The organism is Streptomyces sp. NPDC047853, from assembly GCF_043204535.1.
Taxonomy (GTDB): domain Bacteria; phylum Actinomycetota; class Actinomycetes; order Streptomycetales; family Streptomycetaceae; genus Streptomyces.
This window is the reverse complement of record NZ_JBIDCI010000003.1, coordinates 226,440-243,501: the sequence shown is the minus strand read 5'-3', so window position 1 is coordinate 243,501 and position 17,062 is coordinate 226,440. Positions and strand designations below refer to the sequence as shown.

Here is a 17,062-nt window from a genome sequence, read left to right as displayed (position 1 = left end):
CGATTACTCTTCCTGTGCACAGCCGGAGAATGCGCGCCGGGTAATTCCCGGACGCGCTACTGGCGAATGAGGGCGATCACATTCCAGACCAGTGCCCCGTGGGCGAGAAGGCACGTCACCCACGCCCCGCCCGTACGGGTCCCGTGCCGCAGCACGGTGGCCCACCCGGCCGCCACCAGGGCGAACGACAGGGTGAGCAGCACCCAGGAAGCGGTGAGCCACGGCGTGGACGACTCCGTGAGGAGTCTGACCAGCGCCAGGGGGGCGAGCGCGAGCAGGGGCAGGGCCCACGTGCCTTCGGTGGCGGCGCGGGAGGACGTGATGTCGGTCATCCGAGGTGCTCCGTGTCTCCGTGTCTCCGTGTTCCGGCCGGGTGGGCCCGCGTCAGCGGAGGGCGTTGTAGATCTCGAGGAGCGTCAGACCGGGGGTGATGGCCTTGAGCGGCGCCTTCACCCACCAGGACAGCCCGTCGTACCACTTCCTGAAGTCGCCGTACTTGCCCTTGATGGCCTTCGCGAAGCCACCGATCTTGCTGAACGCGGCCTTGATGGCACTCCACTTGCCGACTGCCGCGTACTGACCGTCGGCGACGGCGCGCATCTCCGAGCGCTCGACCGCGGACAGTTCGGCCGCCAGCGGGCTCGCGAGCAGGGTGCGCGCCGCCGGCTGGGCCTCGGCCTGCTGCGGAGCGGTGGCCGCGGTCCGCGCCGTGCCCGCCGGGGCACGCTCCGACGCCTGGGCCAGGCCCGCGGTTGCGCCGAGAGCGATGGCCGTGACGGCCGAAACGGCGGCCATGCGCACTGCATTGCTGTTCATTCGTGTCTTCCTTGCGTCGCCGCAAGGGGAAAGAAGCCCATGCATGGGCGATCTGAACAGGCGTGGAAACCGACGGTCCCCCTGGTACTTCTTCCCCCGATTCGGTCTGCCGCGCCCTCTCTGGTCAGGAGAGGAAACAGCATGTGCCGGAACTCCATTGGTCGGTGGAGCGCCCGGCACACGAGCATGCTACCCACGAATCGATCACTTGACCACCGTCACATACACCCTCGGTAATTGAGCGTTCATCGAATTCATGCCGGTGCCCGAGACCGTTTCCCGATGTCAATTCCCGGCCAGGTCCACGACGACCGCCGCGTGGTCGGAGGGCCAGACGCCGTCCACGGGGCCGTCGCCGGCGCGGCGCGCGGCCCGGACCCGGCCGAGTCCGCCGGGTCCGGGCGGGCCCACGTGGATGTGGTCGATCCGGGCGCCCGGCCCGGACCCGCCGGGGATGTAGGGGTTGGCGCCGTCCCAGGTGGCGGACGGCGCCGAGGGGTCGGCGTGCTCCCAGGCGTCGAGCAGGGCGGCTCCCGCGGGGACGGCGGCCCCGGTGAGGAGCCGGACCTCCGCGGAGTCCGGGGTCGCGTTGAAGTCGCCGGTGACGACGGGCGGGAAGAAGCCGGGCCCGTCGCGGTGACGGGCGACGAACTCCGCCAGCGCCGCGCCCTGTTCGCGGCGCACCGCCGCCGCGTGGGCGCCCGAGTTCAGGTGGGTGGTGAAGAAGGGGACGGGGTGGCCGGGTGCGTCCAGCAGCGCGTGGAACGCGAGGCGCCCGTCGTCGAACTCCTCCGGAGCGGGCAGCCGCAGCGCCGCCCGCCGGGTCACCGGCCAGCGGCTGAGCACGGCGTTGCCGATGCCCACCGTGTCGTCCCCGATCCGCCGCTGCCACCGCCCGGGGGCCTCGGACGCGGCGAAGGCCCAGTGCAGGCCGAGTTCACCGGCCAGCCACTGCGCGAGGTTCGAGCCGTCGTCGGCGGCCCACACCTCCTGGAGACCGACGACATCCGGCCGCAGCTCCCGCAGCACGGCGAGGATCGCCTTCTGCCGGTCGGCCCACGGCCCGAACCGCCACCACAGATTCCAGGTCACGACCCGCACGACCGCACCGCCCGTCTCTTGGCCCAGCCACCTACCTTCCCCTTCAGGTTTTCCGGGGAACATGGAGGCACACGAGACGGGAGCGTGAACGCGTGATGACGAGATCCTCCAGCACCCCCGAGCCCGCCGGCACCCCCGAGCCCGCCGGCACCCCCGAGCCCCACGGCACCCCCCGGCCGACGTACGCCGAGCGGAAGTACCGGACGGTCACGGCCGTCCAGCGCCGCCTCAACGCCGTCCTGCGCCGGCTGCCGACCCAGACCCTGCTGGAGACCACCGGCCGCGTCTCCGGCCTCCCCCGCCGCACGCCGGTCGGCGGGCGCCGGGTGGGCGGCTCCTTCTGGCTGGTGTCGGAGTTCGGTGAGCGGTCCCAGTACGTCCGCAACATCCGCGCCGATCCGCGGGTCCGGGTCCGCGTACGCGGCCGCTGGCACGCCGGGACGGCCCACGTCCTGCCCGACGACGACCCGGTGGCGCGGCTGCGGCTCCTCCCCCGGTTCAACAGCCTGGCGGTGCGGGCCATGGGGGTCGGACCGGGGCTGCTGACGGTACGGGTGGACCTGGAGGGGTCAGGGAGCAGGTGAGGGACCTGTGATCGGCGTCTCCCACGGCTGACGAGGTCGGCATGAACAAGGCAAACTGACGTAGTTGCTCAGGATGTCTAGGGGGACTGCATGGACGGTGTACCGCAGGTCCCGGAGCAGCGGCGTCCCGACCCGGCCGCGCTGCGCTTCGGTGTGCTCGGGCCGGTGCGTGCCTGGCGCGGCGACGAACCGCTGGCCACGGGCTCCCCGCAGCAGCGCGCCCTGCTGGCCGCCCTGCTGCTGCGCGAGGGCCGCACGGCCACGGCCGCCGAGCTGATCGACGCCCTGTGGGGCGAGGAACCGCCCTTGCAGGCGCTGGCGGCGGTGCGGACGTACGCGTCCCGGCTGCGGAAGGTCCTGGACCCCGGCGTCCTGGTGAGCGAGTCCGGCGGTTACGCGGTGCGAGGCCTGGCCGACGGGGCGTCGGACCTCGCGCGGGCCCAGGACCTGGCCGCCGCCGCGGAGAAGGCGCGCGGCGCCGGGGACCTGTGCCACGCCCGCGACGTGCTGCGCCGCGCGCTGGCACTGTGGGACGGCGAGGCACTGGCCGGCGTACCGGGCCCCTACGCCGAGGCCCAGCGCGTCCGCCTGGAGGAGTGGCGGCTCCAACTCCTCGAGACCTGCCTCGACATGGACCTGGAACAGGGCTGCCACGCGGAGGCCGTCTCGGAGCTGACGGCGCTCACCGCGGCGCACCCGCTGCGGGAACGCCTGCGCGAGCTGCTGATGCTGGCCCTCTACCGCAGCGGACGCCAGGCCGAGGCCCTCGCCGTCTACGCCGACACCCGGCGCCTGCTCGCCGACGAGCTGGGCGTCGACCCGCGCCCCGGCCTCCAGGGACTCCAGCAGCGCATCCTCCGGGCCGACCCGGACCTGGCCGAACCGTCGGCGCCGGCCGCCGAGACGACGACGGCCCCGGTCCGCCCGGCCCAGCTCCCCGCCACGGTGCCCGACTTCACCGGACGCGCGTCCTTGGTCCGCGAGCTGAGCGACGTACTGGCCTCGGCCTCCGGGGACGGGGCGGCGGGCCGGGTGATGGCGGTCTCGGCGCTGGCCGGGATCGGCGGTGTCGGCAAGACCACCCTCGCGGTGCACGTCGCCCACCGGGCGCGGGCCGCCTTCCCCGACGGGCAGCTCTACGTCGACCTCCAGGGGGCGGGCGGGCGCTCGGCGGAACCGGAGACGGTGCTGGGCTCCTTCCTGCGTGCCCTCGGCACGGCCGACTCCGCCGTCCCCGACTCCCTCGCGGAACGGGCCGCGCTCTACCGGTCCGTCCTGGACGGCCGCCGCGTCCTCGTCCTCCTCGACAACGCCCGGGACGCCGCCCAGGTGCGCCCGCTGCTGCCCGGCACGGAGGGCTGCGCGGCGCTGGTGACCTCGCGGGTGCGGATGGTGGACCTCGCCGGCGCGCACCTGGTCGACCTGGACGTGATGTCGCCGGACGAGGCGCTGGCGCTCTTCACCAGGATCGTGGGCGAGGAGCGGGTGTCCTCGGAGCGGGAGGCGGCACTGGACGTGGTCGGGGCGTGCGGTTTCCTGCCCCTGGCCATCCGCATCGCCGCGTCCCGGCTGGCGGCCCGCCGCACCTGGACGGTGTCCGTCCTCGCCGCGAAGCTGGCCGACGAACGCCGCCGCCTGGACGAACTCCAGGCCGGCGACCTGGCCGTCAAGGCCACCTTCGAACTGGGCTACGGCCAACTGGAACCGGCCCAGGCCCGCGCCTTCCGCCTGCTGGGCCTGGCCGACGGCCCGGACATCTCCCTGGCCGCCGCGGCGGCGGTACTGGACCTGCCCGCCGAGGACACCGAGGACCTGCTGGAGTCCCTGGTGGACACCTCGCTGCTGGAGTCGGCGGCGCCGGGCCGCTACCGGCTGCACGACCTGGTCCGCCTCTACGCGCGTGCGTGCGCCGAGCGGGACGAGCACCCGCCGGGCGAACGGGGGGCCGCGCTGTCGCGGTTGCTGGACTTCTACCTGGCCACGGCGGCGGCGGTGTACGCGTTCGAGCGGCCCGGGGACCGGCTGGTGGACGGCCTGGAGCCGACGGCGTACCCGGGGCTCGTCTTCACCGAGGGACCGGCGGCGCGGGACTGGCTGTACAGCGAGGCGTCGCCCCTGCTGGCCTGCGTGCGGCAGTCCGCCGGGACGGACCGGCTGCGGCGGGCGGTGGACCTGCTGTGGGCGGCGAAGGACCTGGCGGAGTCCGGCGCCGACTCGCGCCAGTACGAGACGACGGCCAGGGCGATGTGCGAGGCCACGGAAGCCGCCGGTGACCGGCGCGCGCAGGGCAGGGCCCGCACGACCCTCACCAACGTCCTCCTGGTCTCCGGCCGTATCCAGCAGGCCGCCGAGCAGGCGGAGACGGCCATGTCGCTGGCGGAGTCCGAGCAGGACACGACCGCCGTCAGCTGGGTCGCCAACGACCGGGGGCTGATCTCGCTGCACCAGGGCCGGTACGCGGACGGCAGGACCTTCCTGGAGCAGGCCATCGAGGGCTACCGCGCGGCCGGCAACCGCGCCGGCGAGGCGCTCAGTCTGTGCAACCTGTCCCGCGCCCACCTGGGGATGGGCAACACCGCGAAGGCGGTGGCCATCGCGCACCGCGGGCTGACCGCCCAGCTCGACATCGGCAGGACGATGCGGCTGGCCAACGGGCACTTCACCCTCGGCATCGCGCTGACCGCGGCCGACCGCCACGGCGAGGCCCTGGAGCAGTTCGCCGACGCCCTGCGCATCTTCGAGGTCCACCGGCAGCGCCTCTGGCAGGGGACGACCAACTTCCGTATCGCCGAGGTGCACCTGGCGGCCCACCGCCCGGCGCAGGCCGCCCGGCACGCGGAGCAGGCGCTGGCGCTGGGCTGCATCGGCGGCGACCGGATGCGGGGCAACGTGCTGACACTGTTGGGGCGTTCACTGGCCGGGCTGGGACAGGCCGACCGGGCCAAGGCCTGCTGGCAGGAAGCGCTCAGCCTCTTCCAGCAGTGCGGCGCCCCGCAGGCCGCCGAGGTGCAGGCCCTCCTCGCGCCGGCGACCGCCGCCTGAACCGGCCCGGCCCGGCGGGCCGGTGAGGGGGGTCGAGGGGCGCCACCGCGGCGTTCAGCGTTCGTTTATCGCCCTGCGGCAGAGTCGTCCATGTCACACCGTCGCGTCGGGGGGCAGACGGGGTGGCCGGGAGCCCGGGAAGTATCGTGCGGCTCCGAACGCCCGTCCGGCGGCCCACGGGGGAGCCACCGGGCGGGCGTTGCCCACTCGCCGACTCCGCAGCAAAGGACTGAAGACATGAGCGACCCGACCAAGGACGCCGCGGCCACGCCGCAGGACAACGCGATGCCGGCTCCGCCGGCGGACGACACCACCGTCACCACGCTCGACAACGCCATGCCGAGCGGGCCCGCGCGGGACGCGATCACGACGATGGACAACGCCATGCCGGCCCCGCCCGCGCTGGACCTGGACGGCAAGTAGACCTTCCTCCCCACGGGGATCGGCCGCGGCGGCGCGGAGGGGAGCCGCCGCGGCCGACGTGTGTCCCGACGCTCCCGCCGGCCCGCACGGCGTCACGGCCCGCACGGCCTCAGGTCGTGCGGGCCGTCCCCGTTCCCTTCTCCGCGTCCAGCGCGTACACGCAGCGGTCCTTGCTGCACGCGTACACGATGCCGTCGCGGACCACCGGGGAGCCGGTGATCTCGCCGCCGGTCGCCAGCTTCCAGCGCAGGCGGCCGTCGTCGGCCTTCAGGGTGTAGAGCAGGTGGTCGGTGGAGCCGAAGTGGATCCGGCCCTCGGCGACCGCGGGGGCGCCCACGATGTCGCCGCCCGCCTGGAAGCGCCACTTGGGAGTCCCCGTCACCGCGTCCAGCGTGTAGAGGCCCTTGCCGCTGCCCACGTGGACGTGTCCGGCGGCGACCAGGACCGGGTCGGTCGAGGACCGTGCCTCGGTGGCGATGCGCCAGCGGTCGCGGCCGTCGGTGGCGTCGAGGGCGTAGACGGTGCCCAGGTAGTCGGCCAGGTAGACCCCGCCGCCGGTCACCGCCGGGCCCGGCACGAAGGCCGGCGGGGCGAGGAAGACCGCCGGGGCCTCGAAGTGCCAGCGGACGTGGCCGGACGTGACCTCCAGGGCGAGGACCCGGGTGCCGGCCGAGACGTAGACGTAGCCGTCGGGGGCGGGGGCGACCCGGACCGGGACCCCGCCGCAGGACGCGGCGTCGCCGATCGGGTACGACCATCTCTCGTCGCCGGTACGGGCGTCCAGGGCGCGCAGCCGGGCGTCCTGCCAGACGTACACCGTGCCCTCGTGGACCGCGGCGCCCGCCTCCGGGGACTCGAAGTCGCTCTGGCAGCCGGTGATCTCCCACAGCTTCTGGCCGCCCGAGGCCTCCCAGGCCTGGACGCCGCCGCCGCGGGTGGCGGTGACGACCGTGCCCCGGTCGGCCCGCAGGGAGTACACCCAGGCGTCGGTCTGGACCCGCCACAGGTCGCCGCCCTCGCGGGCGTCCAGGGCGAAGAGGGTAGGGCCGTCGGAGGCGTGGATACGGCCGTCCGCGACCGCCATCGACCAGGCGACGTCCCGGGTCTTGAAGCGGCGGCGCCCGGTGGCCACGTCGAGGGCGTGCACCTCGAAGGAGGTGACGTAGACGAGGTCCCCGGCGACGGACGGGGTGCCCCACACGTCGTTGGACATGCGGAAGCGCCACGGGCGCCAGCCGGCCGGCGACGCCTCGGGCGGTGCGGCGGGGGCGGGCGGCGCGGCCGTCACGGCCGGGTCGGCGCCGTTCACGCCGGGGCGGGCCCGGGACCAGGACGCGGCCAGGGCGGACTCCGGCGGGGGTGCCGCCACGGCGGCGGCCCGCATGTCGGCGACGCGCGGGCCGGGGCCGATGAGCACCGCGGCGCCGGCCAGCCGGATCGGGCCGGTGTCGGGGGCGCCGGCCGGCGCGGGCACCGGCGGCGCCGGGACGACCGGGTCGTGGGAGGGCGGCGGCGGGAGCGGCGGCGCCGGGACGACGGGATGGGCGCCGGCCGGGCCACGGCCACCGGCCGTCGTGGCGAGCTTGACCGGGGGACGTCCGCCCCGGCGGCCCTCGATCAGGCCCACCGCCCGCTCCGGCAGCCACGCCGACGCCGTACCGCTGTCGTCGGAGCCGGAACCGAACAGGTGCGGGGCGAGCTGCGACTGGAGGTCGGCCGGGTTGGGGCGGGCCGTGGCCTCCATCTGCATACAGGACTCGATGAGCGGGCGCAGCTCGTCCGGGAGGCCCTCCAGGTCGGGGCCCTCGCGCAGCAGCATGAAGACCGTCTCGACCGGGTTGGCGCCGTGGAAGGGCGGGTGCCCGGTGGCGGCGAAGACCAGCATCGAGCCGAGCGAGAACACGTCGCTGGCGCCGGTGACGCTGCGGGAGTCCTTCGCCTGCTCGGGCGACATGTAGGCGGGGGTGCCGACGGCCACGTTCGTCATGGTCAGGCGGGTGTTGGAGACGCCGGACGCGATGCCGAAGTCGATCACCCGGGGCCCGTCCTCGACGACCAGGACGTTGGAGGGCTTCAGGTCGCGGTGGACCAGTCCGGCGCCGTGGATCGACTGGAGCGCCTCCGCGACGCCCGCCGCCAGCCAGCGCACCGCCTGGGCCGGGAGCGGCCCGCACTCGTTCACTATCTCCTCGAGGGAGGGCGCGGGGACGTACGCGGTGGCCAGCCACGGGACCGCCGCGCGCGGGTCGGCGTCGACCACGGCCGCCGTGTAGAAACCGGAGACCGCGCGGGCTGCCTCCACCTCGCGCGTGAAGCGGACACGGAACAGCTGGTCCTCCGCCAGCTCCGTCCGGACCGTCTTGATCGCCACGCGCCGGCCGGACGCCGAGCGCGCGAGATAGACCAGCCCCATGCCGCCGGCGCCGAGCCGCCCCAGCACCTCGAACGGCCCGATCCGCCGCGGATCGTGCTGCGTCAGCTGATCCACCACTTGCCTGCCACCTCCCCGTACGGGCCACGCCATCCACATATGTACGCGACCGAAGTGCAGCGTCTCACCACCGCACCTCCGTGGCGCCACGCACCCCGATTCTTCCTGTCCGGAGCGCTGGTGGCGAACCTGAGGACAATCAGGGTGTCTCATCCCATCCCGGGCAGACGGACGTGCTACGCGCGGCGCCGTTCAGCGTTGCAGCAGCGCGAACGACGCTCCCTGGTCGTCCGAGACCACGGCCACCCCGCCGTACGACGTCTCGAACGGCGGGACGCGCACCCGCCCGCCGAGCCGGGTCACCGTGCCGAGCGCGGCCTCGGCGTCCTCGACCAGGAAGTGGACGAGGAAATGCGGCGGCATCTCGGCGGCGAAGACGTCGGTGACCGGGGCGCGGCCGAAGTCGGGGGCGGCGTCCGGGCCGAAGAGGGCGTCGTGGAACAGGTCACCGTAGAAGGTGTTGGCGGCCTCCGTGTCCCGGGTGTACAGCTCGGCCCAGGCGAAGGCGCCCGGCACGCGCCGGCGTCCGAAGCCGGGGTGGCCGTCCGGCTGCCAGAGGGCGAAGACGGCGCCCTCGGGGTCGGCGGCGAGGGCGGTGGTGCCCAGGGCGCCGAGCGGGTGGGGCGGGACGACGATCTGGCCCCCGGCCGCGGATGCGTCCGGCCAGCGCGCCGGCGTCCGGGGTGTGGAAGTACACGGACCACACGGTGGGCATCCGCCCGTCCGTCTTGCGGACCAGCGCGGCGACGGGCTCGCCGTCGAGACGGGCCCACACGAGGCCCTCGCCCGCTTCCCCCGCCTCCCCGGCCGCCCCGAAGGTCCACCCGAAGAGCTCTCCGTAGAAGCGCCTGCCCGCCTCGACGTCCGAAAGCTGTGCGTCCACCCAGCAGGGGACGCCCTCCCGCCGCGGGGAGGGAGACGACGACGGGTCGCTGGATGTCCGCTTCGCGGATGCCCCATTTTCGGCCATGCCGTCAAAGTAACCGCGCGGCCCGCACCGCGCAGACCAGGCACACCAGCCTCTCGCCGCCCGTGCACCCCATTTGCAGTCGGCCGAATCGCGCTCAGATCCCCCGTCGGTAAGCTGACGGCATGACAGGACAAGTGCGTACCGTTGACGGCCGCGTGGCCGGTCGACGTGGGCAGGCGACCCGGCAGAAACTGCTCGACTGCCTCAGCGAAATGCTCAGCTCCTCCCCCTATCGCGATGTCAAGGTCATCGATGTCGCCCGCAAGGCGGGCACCTCGCCCGCCACCTTCTACCAGTACTTCCCGGACGTCGAAGGCGCCGTCCTGGAGATCGCCGAGCACATGGCCGCCGACAGCGCCGGACTGGCCGAGTCGACGGCCGGACGCTCGTGGGTCGGCAAGGCCGGCTGGCAGACGGCGCAGGAACTCGTCGACGGATTCCTGGAGTTCTGGCGGAAGAACGACGCCATTCTCCGGGTCGTCGACCTGGGTGCCGCGGAGGGCGACAAACGGTTCTCCAAGATCCGCATGAAGATCCTGAACTCGGTGAACTCCTCCCTCGCGGATTCCGTCGCCGAACTGCAGGCCAAGGGAAAGATCGACAAGGACGTGAACCCCGCGGCGATCGCCGGTTCCCTGGTCGTCATGCTCGCGGCCGCCGCCTCGCACCAGAAGGGATTCTCCTCCTGGGGCGTCAAGCAGGCGGAACTCAAGCCCACCCTCGCCCTGTTGCTGCACCTGGGCGTCACGGGCAAGAAGCCCGCCAAGTAGCACGCCGGGCAGTCGCGCGGCGCCCCGTCCTGTCATCCTCCGGGGAACAGCCGCCCGCCCGCACGGTGTTGTGCTCGACGACCGACGCCCGTGTCCGCTGCACCCGCTGGAGGAGACCGCGATGGCACTGACCCGCGAAGAGCGTGAGACATTCCTGGCCGAACCCCACGTCGCCGCACTCGCGGTCGACGCGGAGGCGGGCCGCGCCCCCCTGAGCGTGCCGATCTGGTACCAGTACGCACCCGGCGGCGACGTGTGGATCATGACCGGGCTCGACAGCCGCAAGAACCAGCTGATCAAGGCGGCGGGCCGGTTCTCCCTGCTGGTCGACCGCCTGGAGCCCACCATCCGGTACGTGTCCGTGGAGGGCCCGGTCGTGGAGACGGTCACCGCCACGGAGGAGCACCTGCGGGAGATGACCGCCCGCTACCTCCCGGCCGAGAAGGTCGACGGGTACGTCGCCTTCGCCACCGCCAACCACGGCGAGCAGGTCGTCGTCCGCATGCGGCCCGAGCGCTGGGTCTCCTCCGACCTCGGTTCGGTCTAGGGCTGCCCTGTCCGACGATTCCCGCCTGCGCGCGGCAGCGGGGTGCGGCGGGGCGCGCGGGGGCGCGTGACAATCGGGGCATGGACGGAACCGATCTCCACGAGTCGCTGAGGTCGCTGCGGGTGTGGGACGCGGCGGTCACCGAGCTGCCGCCCTTCGATCCGCACACCGCGCCCGGCGCGCCCCTGCCCCTGTTCGCCCGGTGGTTCGCCGACGCGGTGGCGGCCGGCCAGACCGAGCCGCACACGGTGTCGCTGGCGACGGCGGACGCGGACGGCCTGCCGGACGCGCGGGTGGTGATGCTGCACGGCGCGGACGCGGACGGCTGGTCCTTCGCCACGCACGCCGACAGCCGCAAGGGCCGCCACCTCGCCGCCCGCCCGTACGCGGCGCTCGTCTTCTACTGGCCGGTGCTGGGACGCCAGGTGCGGCTGCGCGGCCCGGTCGCCGTCGCCCCGGCCGGAGAGGCGCAGGCCGATCTGCACGCACGGTCGACCGGCGCCCTGGCCGCCGCCCTCACCGGACGGCAGAGCGAGGACCTGGATTCGGCGGACGAGCTGGCCCGCGCCTCGCGGGCGGCCTGGGACCGGGCCGGCCGGGAACCGGACGCCCCCGTCCCGTCCTGGACGCTGTACCGGCTGCACCCCGACGAGGTGGAGTTCTTCCAGGGCGACGCCCGCCGCCGCCACGTCCGGCTCGCCTACCGGCGCACGGAGGACGGGAGCTGGACCAAGGGCCTCCTCTGGCCCTGAGCCCTTACGGCCCTGAGCCCCTGCGGCCCTGAGCCTCTACGGCCCTGCGGCCCTGAGCCTCTACGGCCCTGAGCCCCTGAGCCCCTGCGGCCCGCCGCCCCTCAACGGCCGTCCGCCGCCGGTTCCGCGTCCGTCGAGAGGCGGGCGTGCAGGTGCGCGTCGCGGAACGTGTCGTGCCGGCCGGCCTCGAACATCGCCCCGCGCAGCGTGCCCTCGTAGGCGTACCCGCCGCGTTCGGCGATCCGGCAGGAGGCCGCATGCTCCACCGCGTGGCCCAGTTCCAGGCGGTGCAGGCCGAGTTCGGCGAAGGCCCAGCGCGAGGCGAGGAGCAGGGCGCGGGTGGCGACGCCCCGGCCGCGGACCTCGGGGAGCACCCAGTAGCCGATCCGGGCCAGCTTCAGCGGCAGGTTGATCTCGTTCACCCCGATGTGGCCCAGCGCCGCGCCGTTCTCCTCGTCGGTGATCCGGAACGACGCCGACCGGCCCTCCCGGGCGTCCCGGGCCCGTCCGCGCAGCGACTCGCGGGCGCCCTCGAGGTCGGTCCACAGGGTGAGCGGGGTGTTCCAGCGCTGGAACTCCGCGTCCAGGAAACCGCGCAGCCAGGTCTGCGCGTCGTCGTCGGAGCCGGCGTCCCAGGGCCGCAGGCGCAGGCCGTGGCCGCGGGGTTCGCTCAGGGACGGGTCTACGGTGAGCATGCGTGAGGAGGCCATCGAGCCATTCAAGCCGACCGCCGGGCGCACCCGGACGGGGGCCGTGACCGATCCGCAACCGATTCCGTTCTTTGACCGAGACCCATCAACCGGAGCCTTGATTACGCTCGCGGCATGGCCGACTCCACAGCGTCCGCTGAACCGCAGCCCGCCCACCCCGCGGACCGCCCCGTGTACGTCATCGGCGCCGGTCCCGGTGGTCTCGCCGTCGCCCACGCCCTGCGGGCCCGCGGCATCCGGGCCGTCGTCCTGGAGCGGGAGGACCGGGTCGGGGCCTCCTGGCGGCGCCACTACGACCGGCTGCGCCTGCACACCACCCGCCGCCTGTCCGCGCTGCCCGGCCTGCCGATGCCGCGCCGCTTCGGACGGTGGGTGTCCCGGGACGACGTGGTGCGGTACCTGGAGAAGTACGCCGAGCACCACCAGCTGGAGATCGTCACCGGCGTGGAGGTCTTCCGCGTCGAGCGTGCGCCCGACGGCACCGGCTGGCTGCTGCACGCCTCCGGGGGCCGCGAGCTGACCGGCGCCGCGGTCGTGGTCGCCACCGGCTACAACCACACCCCGCGCCTGCCGCAGTGGCCCGGCCGGGACACGTACACCGGCGAGCTCCGGCACGCCGCCGAGTACCGCGACGCGGTCCCCTACACCGGCCGGGACGTGCTGGTCGTCGGCGTCGGCAACACGGGCGCCGAGATCGCCGTGGACCTGGTGGAAGGCGGGGCGGCCCGGGTGCGGCTGTCCGTGCGCACCGCGCCGCACATCGTCCGCCGCTCCACGGCGGGCTGGCCCGCCCAGTACAACGGCGTCCTCGTGCGGCGGCTGCCGGCCCGCCTGGTCGACCGGCTCGCCCGGCCGCTGGCCAGGATCAGCACGCCCGACCTGTCGGCGCACGGGCTGCCGCGCCCGGACACCGGCCTCCTCACCCGGGCCGCCGAGGGCGCGATCCCGGTGCAGGACGTCGGGCTGATCGACGCGGTGCGCGGCGGCCGGGTGGAGATCGTGGCCGCCCTGGAGGGATTCGAGGACGGCAAGGCGGTCCTCGCCGACGGCACCCGGGTCGCCCCCGACGCGGTGATCGCCGCCACCGGCTACCTCCGCGGGCTGGAGGGGCTGGTCGGCCATCTCGGCGTGCTCGACGCGCGGGGCCGACCGGTCGTCCACGGCCCCCGCACCCCGGCCGACGCACCCGGCCTGTACTTCACCGGCTTCACCAACCCGATCAGCGGCATGCTCCGCGAGCTGGCCCGCGACGCGGAGCGGATCGCCAAGGCGCTCGCCCGCCGGGACGGGGCCCGGGCCTCCCGGCTGCCGCGCTGAACCCCGGCCGCCCCCGCGTCCCCGGACGCGGGGGCGGGGGCGGACGCGCCGGGGTCACGACAGGGCGGCCACCGGTGCCGTCCGCCGGCGGATGACCAGCGCCATCAGCGCCGCCGCCGCGCACAGGGCGCCGGAGGCGACCCAGACCACGTCGTAGGAGCCGAAGCGGTCGCGGGCGACGCCGCCGAGGAAGGCCACGAGGGCGGCGCCGACCTGGTGGGAGGCGAGGACCCAGCCGAAGACGATCGCGCTGTCCTCGCCGTACTGCTCGCGGCACAGGGCGAGGGTGGGCGGGACGGTGGCGACCCAGTCCAGGCCGTAGAAGACGATGAAGAAGAGCATCGGCGGGTGGACGCTCGGCCCGAGCAGCAGGGGGAGGAAGAGGAGCGAGACCCCGCGCAGGGCGTAGTAGACGGCGAGCAGGCGGCGCGGTTCGAAGCGGTCGGTGAACCAGCCGGAGGCGATCGTGCCGACCACGTCGAAGACCCCGATGACGGCGAGCAGCGAGGCGGCGGTCGTCAGCGGCATGTGGTGGTCGTGCGCGGCGGGGATGAAGTGGGTCTGGATCAGGCCGTTGGTGGAGGCGCCGCAGATCGCGAAGGTGCCGGCCAGCAGCCAGAACGGGCCGGTGCGGGCGGCGGAGAAGAGGACCCGCAGGGCGCGGCGGGCGGCGCCCGGGACGGGGGCCGGCTTGGGGACGAACTCCGTGGCGCCGTAGGGCTTCTGGCCGACGTCGGCGGGGTGGTCGTGCAGGAGCAGCCAGACGAAGGGGACGACGGCGAGGGCGGCCAGGGCCACCGTGACGGCCGCGGGACGCCAGTCGTGCGTCTCGACGATCCAGGACAGCAGCGGCAGGAAGATCAGCTGCCCGGAGGCGGAGGCGGCGGTGAGGACGCCGGTGACCAGGCCGCGCCGCTCGGTGAACCAGCGGTTGGTGACGGTGGCCGCGAAGGCCAGTGCCATCGAGCCGGAGCCGAGACCGACCAGCAGGCCCCAGCAGAGGATGAGCTGCCAGGCCGACTCCATCCAGACCGTCGCCCCCGAGCCCAGCGCGATGACGGTCAGGGCGACGGCGACCACCCGGCGGATGCCGAAGCGGTCCATGAGCGCGGCGGCGAAGGGGGCCGTCAGGCCGTAGAGCGCGAGGTTCACGGAGACGGCGGCGCCGATCGTGCCCCGCGACCAACCGAAGTCGTCCTGGAGCGGGTCGATGAGGATGCCGGGCAGCGAGCGGAAGGCGGCGGCACCGATGATCGTCACGAAGGTGACGGCGGCGACCCACCAGGCGCGGTGCACCCGGAACCGGGGGCGCGGTCGGGCGGGCTCCGGCTGGTGGGCGTCGGCCGCTGCGGCGGCGGTTGTCTCGGTCACGTCATAGAGCTTCCGGCGCGCCACCCGTCCGATCGAGTGGCCCGAAGGACATGGTTCGCTAGGATCGGGCCATGACGTCCGCCCGCCGCCCGGGCCCGCCGGACCCACCCGGCCCGCCCACCGCGCCCGGCCTCTCCGTCGTGCCCGGCCCGGTCACCGTGCCCGCCCCGTCCGCCCCGCCCCGGCCGCACCGCGTCGTGGTCCTCGCCCTCGACGGCCTGCTCCCCTTCGAACTCGGCATCCCGCAGCGGATCTTCGGCCTCGCCCGGGACGAGCGGCGGCGCCCCCTGTACGAGGTGGTCACCTGCTCGGTCCGCCCGCCGGGGCCGGTCGCCACCGACGCGGACTTCGCCGTCATGGTCGAGAACGGCCCCGAGGCCCTGGCGACCGCCGACACGGTCGTCGTCCCCGCCTCGTACGAGCTGGGCCCGGTGCACGAGCGGGGCGTGCTGACCGCGGAGCTGGCCGCCGCGCTCGCCCACGTCCGGCCCGGCACCCGACTCGTCGCGATCTGCACGGGCGGCTACGTCCTCGCCGCCGCCGGCCACCTCGACGGCCGTCCGGCGACCACGCACTGGGCCTCCGCCGAGCACTTCCAGCGGCTGTTCCCGAAGGTGCGGGTCGACCCGGACGTGCTGTTCGTCGACGACGGGGACGTGCTCACCTCGGCCGGGGTCGCGGCCGGCATCGACCTGTGCGTGCACATCGTGCGCCGGGACCACGGCGCCGCCGTCGCCAACGAGGTGGCCCGGCGCACCGTCGTACCGCCCCACCGCGACGGCGGGCAGGCCCAGTACATCGCGCGGCCGGTGCCCGACCCGCAGCAGTCCTCCACGGCCAACGCCCGCGCCTGGGCGCTCGGCCGGCTCCAGGAGCCGATCCAGCTGCGGGACATGGCGGAGCGGGAGTCCATGTCCGTGCGGACCTTCACCCGCCGGTTCCGCGAGGAGGCCGGCGTCAGCCCCGGTCAGTGGCTCACCCGGCAGCGGGTCGAACGGGCCCGGCAGTTGCTGGAGTCCACCGCCCTCTCCGTCGACCAGGTGGCCCGGGACGCGGGGTTCGGCACGGCCCAGTCGATGCGGCAGCATCTGCAGGCGGCGCTCGGGGTCACGCCGACCGCCTACCGGCGGACCTTCCGGGCGGAGTCGTCCACAGCCTGTGGAGAGTGAGCGAGCCCCCGCGGCATCCTCCGCGGAACTCGTCGGCCGGCGGCGCGGCGCTGTCCGCCCCGAGCATGGCACCGCGCGCCGCCACCCGACTCCGGCGCCCCCGCCCGGCTCCCCCCGCCCCCGAAGGACACCGCCGCCGAATCACGACCCACACTCGTCGAGGGCTCCGTCACCGAGCCCTCGTCGTCCCCTCGCGGCGAATCGCTGCCTCCCAGCGTGAGGAGGCGGTCACGATCCGTCAACCGGCGCAGGGGGGTTCCTCACCCACGCCCTGTTCGTACGGGACGCGCACGGAAGCACACCCCGGCGCACCGCCGCACCGCTCCGCTGAGAAGCGGGGCTCCGTGCACCCGGCGCCCCAGGCGCCGCCGCCGTCACACCACCTCGAACGCGAATCCCTCGTACGTCACCGTGCCGTCGCCCCCGCAGGCCGGTGCGGTCTCCTCCCGCCCGCGGCAGCGGTCCAGTTCGCACCAGATGCGCTTGCCGGTGCCCTCCCGGCTCCAGCCCCAGCGGTCGGCGAGGCCGTCGACCAGGGCGAGTCCCCGGCCGCCCGTCGCCTCGCCGTCCACACAACGGGGCACCGGGGCCCGTTCGCTGGCGTCGTCCACCTCCAGGCGGACGGTCGCCTCCTGCGTCTCCTCGGTCACCGCACCCGGCAGCACCAGTCGCAGTACGGCCGAACGGCCGGTGTGCACCACGGCGTTGGTGACGAGTTCGGAGACGAGCAGGACGAGCGTCTCGGCGAGTGGTTCGTCGTCCCGTATCCCGGCACCGGCGAGCCGTGAGCGCGCCCACCGTCTGGCACGCCCCACTTCCGAGGGGTCGGGCCGGACCTCCAGCTGCACTTGAAGCACCTGCACCGCTCACACCATCCGAACCGGCGGAAACATAGGCTCGCGCCTCATGAGGGCCACGATCGTGGCCATTTTCTGCATGGCCAGAACAACGGCCGGGCCGGGAATCACGGAACGTGAATCCCCTGTGGGACAGCATGGT

15 protein-coding genes and 1 pseudogene are annotated in these 17,062 nt (G+C 74.4%); 8 read left to right on the top strand and 8 right to left on the bottom strand.

All coding sequences use genetic code 11. From position 1 onward, the window contains the following. Nucleotides 1-56 precede the first annotated feature (56 nt). From ACGF5T_RS08005 to ACGF5T_RS07995, 3 genes are all read right to left on the bottom strand, one after another. On the bottom strand, nt 57-332 hold the full coding sequence (locus tag ACGF5T_RS08005; RefSeq protein ID WP_366766697.1) for a hypothetical protein: 276 nt from the start codon (nt 330-332) through the stop codon (nt 57-59). 52 nt (nt 333-384) lie between these two features. Continuing rightward, nucleotides 385-816, bottom strand: coding sequence for a hypothetical protein (locus ACGF5T_RS08000; RefSeq protein ID WP_366766698.1), 432 nt, complete (start codon nt 814-816; stop codon nt 385-387). A gap of 285 nt (nt 817-1,101) precedes the next feature. Beyond that, nucleotides 1,102-1,917, bottom strand: a complete 816-nt coding sequence (locus ACGF5T_RS07995; protein WP_366766699.1) for an endonuclease/exonuclease/phosphatase family protein — start codon at nt 1,915-1,917, stop codon at nt 1,102-1,104. A 95-nt stretch (nt 1,918-2,012) separates the two neighbouring features. Between ACGF5T_RS07995 and ACGF5T_RS07990 the strand changes: the two genes are divergently transcribed. The 3 genes from ACGF5T_RS07990 to ACGF5T_RS07980 all read left to right on the top strand — a co-directional run bounded on the left by ACGF5T_RS07990 (nt 2,013) and on the right by ACGF5T_RS07980 (nt 5,966). Continuing rightward, nucleotides 2,013-2,501: a nitroreductase/quinone reductase family protein gene (locus ACGF5T_RS07990; protein ID WP_392887359.1), complete on the top strand. Its 489-nt coding sequence runs from the start codon at nt 2,013-2,015 to the stop codon at nt 2,499-2,501. Nucleotides 2,502-2,591: 90 nt separating this feature from the next. Beyond that, nucleotides 2,592-5,543: a BTAD domain-containing putative transcriptional regulator gene (locus ACGF5T_RS07985; RefSeq protein WP_366766700.1), complete on the top strand. Its 2,952-nt coding sequence runs from the start codon at nt 2,592-2,594 to the stop codon at nt 5,541-5,543. A 237-nt stretch (nt 5,544-5,780) separates the two neighbouring features. Continuing rightward, complete coding sequence (locus ACGF5T_RS07980; protein ID WP_366766701.1) at nt 5,781-5,966, top strand: hypothetical protein; 186 nt, start codon at nt 5,781-5,783, stop codon at nt 5,964-5,966. Nucleotides 5,967-6,075: 109 nt separating this feature from the next. Here ACGF5T_RS07980 and ACGF5T_RS07975 read toward each other — a convergent pair whose 3' ends face one another. Continuing rightward, nucleotides 6,076-8,457 carry a serine/threonine-protein kinase gene (locus tag ACGF5T_RS07975; RefSeq protein WP_366766702.1) on the bottom strand — a complete coding sequence of 794 codons (2,382 nt, stop codon included), beginning with the start codon at nt 8,455-8,457 and terminating at the stop codon, nt 6,076-6,078. A 192-nt stretch (nt 8,458-8,649) separates the two neighbouring features. After that, nucleotides 8,650-9,427, bottom strand: a pseudogene (locus ACGF5T_RS07970) (VOC family protein). A gap of 134 nt (nt 9,428-9,561) precedes the next feature. On the opposite strand from ACGF5T_RS07970, the gene ACGF5T_RS07965 reads away from it, so the two are divergent. The 3 genes from ACGF5T_RS07965 (at nt 9,562) to ACGF5T_RS07955 (ending at nt 11,496) form a co-directional block, all read left to right on the top strand. After that, nucleotides 9,562-10,197 (top strand): TetR family transcriptional regulator, encoded by a 636-nt coding sequence (locus tag ACGF5T_RS07965; RefSeq protein ID WP_053132778.1) that lies wholly within the window; start codon nt 9,562-9,564, stop codon nt 10,195-10,197. Between the two features lie 121 nt (nt 10,198-10,318). Beyond that, the gene (locus ACGF5T_RS07960) at nt 10,319-10,744 is read left to right on the top strand and encodes a pyridoxamine 5'-phosphate oxidase family protein (protein WP_356608312.1); all 426 of its coding nucleotides are present in this window, start codon (nt 10,319-10,321) and stop codon (nt 10,742-10,744) included. A gap of 80 nt (nt 10,745-10,824) precedes the next feature. Beyond that, on the top strand, nt 10,825-11,496 hold the full coding sequence (locus ACGF5T_RS07955; protein ID WP_361015553.1) for a pyridoxal 5'-phosphate synthase: 672 nt from the start codon (nt 10,825-10,827) through the stop codon (nt 11,494-11,496). A gap of 101 nt (nt 11,497-11,597) precedes the next feature. On the opposite strand, the gene ACGF5T_RS07950 is transcribed toward ACGF5T_RS07955, so the two are convergent. Beyond that, the gene (locus ACGF5T_RS07950) at nt 11,598-12,206 is read right to left on the bottom strand and encodes a GNAT family N-acetyltransferase (RefSeq protein WP_366766703.1); all 609 of its coding nucleotides are present in this window, start codon (nt 12,204-12,206) and stop codon (nt 11,598-11,600) included. Nucleotides 12,207-12,320: 114 nt separating this feature from the next. Here ACGF5T_RS07950 and ACGF5T_RS07945 point away from each other — a divergent pair, with 114 nt between their 5' ends. After that, nucleotides 12,321-13,523 (top strand): NAD(P)/FAD-dependent oxidoreductase, encoded by a 1,203-nt coding sequence (locus tag ACGF5T_RS07945; protein ID WP_366766704.1) that lies wholly within the window; start codon nt 12,321-12,323, stop codon nt 13,521-13,523. Nucleotides 13,524-13,577: 54 nt separating this feature from the next. Here the strand turns inward: ACGF5T_RS07945 and ACGF5T_RS07940 are convergent, their stop codons facing one another. Beyond that, nucleotides 13,578-14,894, bottom strand: a complete 1,317-nt coding sequence (locus tag ACGF5T_RS07940; protein WP_356608320.1) for an MFS transporter — start codon at nt 14,892-14,894, stop codon at nt 13,578-13,580. A 71-nt stretch (nt 14,895-14,965) separates the two neighbouring features. Here ACGF5T_RS07940 and ACGF5T_RS07935 point away from each other — a divergent pair, with 71 nt between their 5' ends. Further along, nucleotides 14,966-16,063: a helix-turn-helix domain-containing protein gene (locus ACGF5T_RS07935; protein ID WP_361015556.1), complete on the top strand. Its 1,098-nt coding sequence runs from the start codon at nt 14,966-14,968 to the stop codon at nt 16,061-16,063. A 374-nt stretch (nt 16,064-16,437) separates the two neighbouring features. Here ACGF5T_RS07935 and ACGF5T_RS07930 read toward each other — a convergent pair whose 3' ends face one another. Then, the gene (locus ACGF5T_RS07930; RefSeq protein WP_356608705.1) at nt 16,438-16,911 is read right to left on the bottom strand and encodes an ATP-binding protein; all 474 of its coding nucleotides are present in this window, start codon (nt 16,909-16,911) and stop codon (nt 16,438-16,440) included. Nucleotides 16,912-17,062: the final 151 nt, after the last annotated feature.

Coding starts and splice junctions, on each gene's coding strand:
- ACGF5T_RS08005 (WP_366766697.1), bottom strand. CDS start 332: ATGACCGACATCACGTCCTCCCGCGCCGCCACCGAAGGCACGTGGGCC.
- ACGF5T_RS08000 (WP_366766698.1), bottom strand. CDS start 816: ATGAACAGCAATGCAGTGCGCATGGCCGCCGTTTCGGCCGTCACGGCC.
- ACGF5T_RS07990 (WP_392887359.1), top strand. CDS start 2,013: ATGACGAGATCCTCCAGCACCCCCGAGCCCGCCGGCACCCCCGAGCCC.
- ACGF5T_RS07985 (WP_366766700.1), top strand. CDS start 2,592: ATGGACGGTGTACCGCAGGTCCCGGAGCAGCGGCGTCCCGACCCGGCC.
- ACGF5T_RS07980 (WP_366766701.1), top strand. CDS start 5,781: ATGAGCGACCCGACCAAGGACGCCGCGGCCACGCCGCAGGACAACGCG.
- ACGF5T_RS07960 (WP_356608312.1), top strand. CDS start 10,319: ATGGCACTGACCCGCGAAGAGCGTGAGACATTCCTGGCCGAACCCCAC.
- ACGF5T_RS07955 (WP_361015553.1), top strand. CDS start 10,825: ATGGACGGAACCGATCTCCACGAGTCGCTGAGGTCGCTGCGGGTGTGG.
- ACGF5T_RS07950 (WP_366766703.1), bottom strand. CDS start 12,206: ATGGCCTCCTCACGCATGCTCACCGTAGACCCGTCCCTGAGCGAACCC.
- ACGF5T_RS07945 (WP_366766704.1), top strand. CDS start 12,321: ATGGCCGACTCCACAGCGTCCGCTGAACCGCAGCCCGCCCACCCCGCG.
- ACGF5T_RS07935 (WP_361015556.1), top strand. CDS start 14,966: ATGACGTCCGCCCGCCGCCCGGGCCCGCCGGACCCACCCGGCCCGCCC.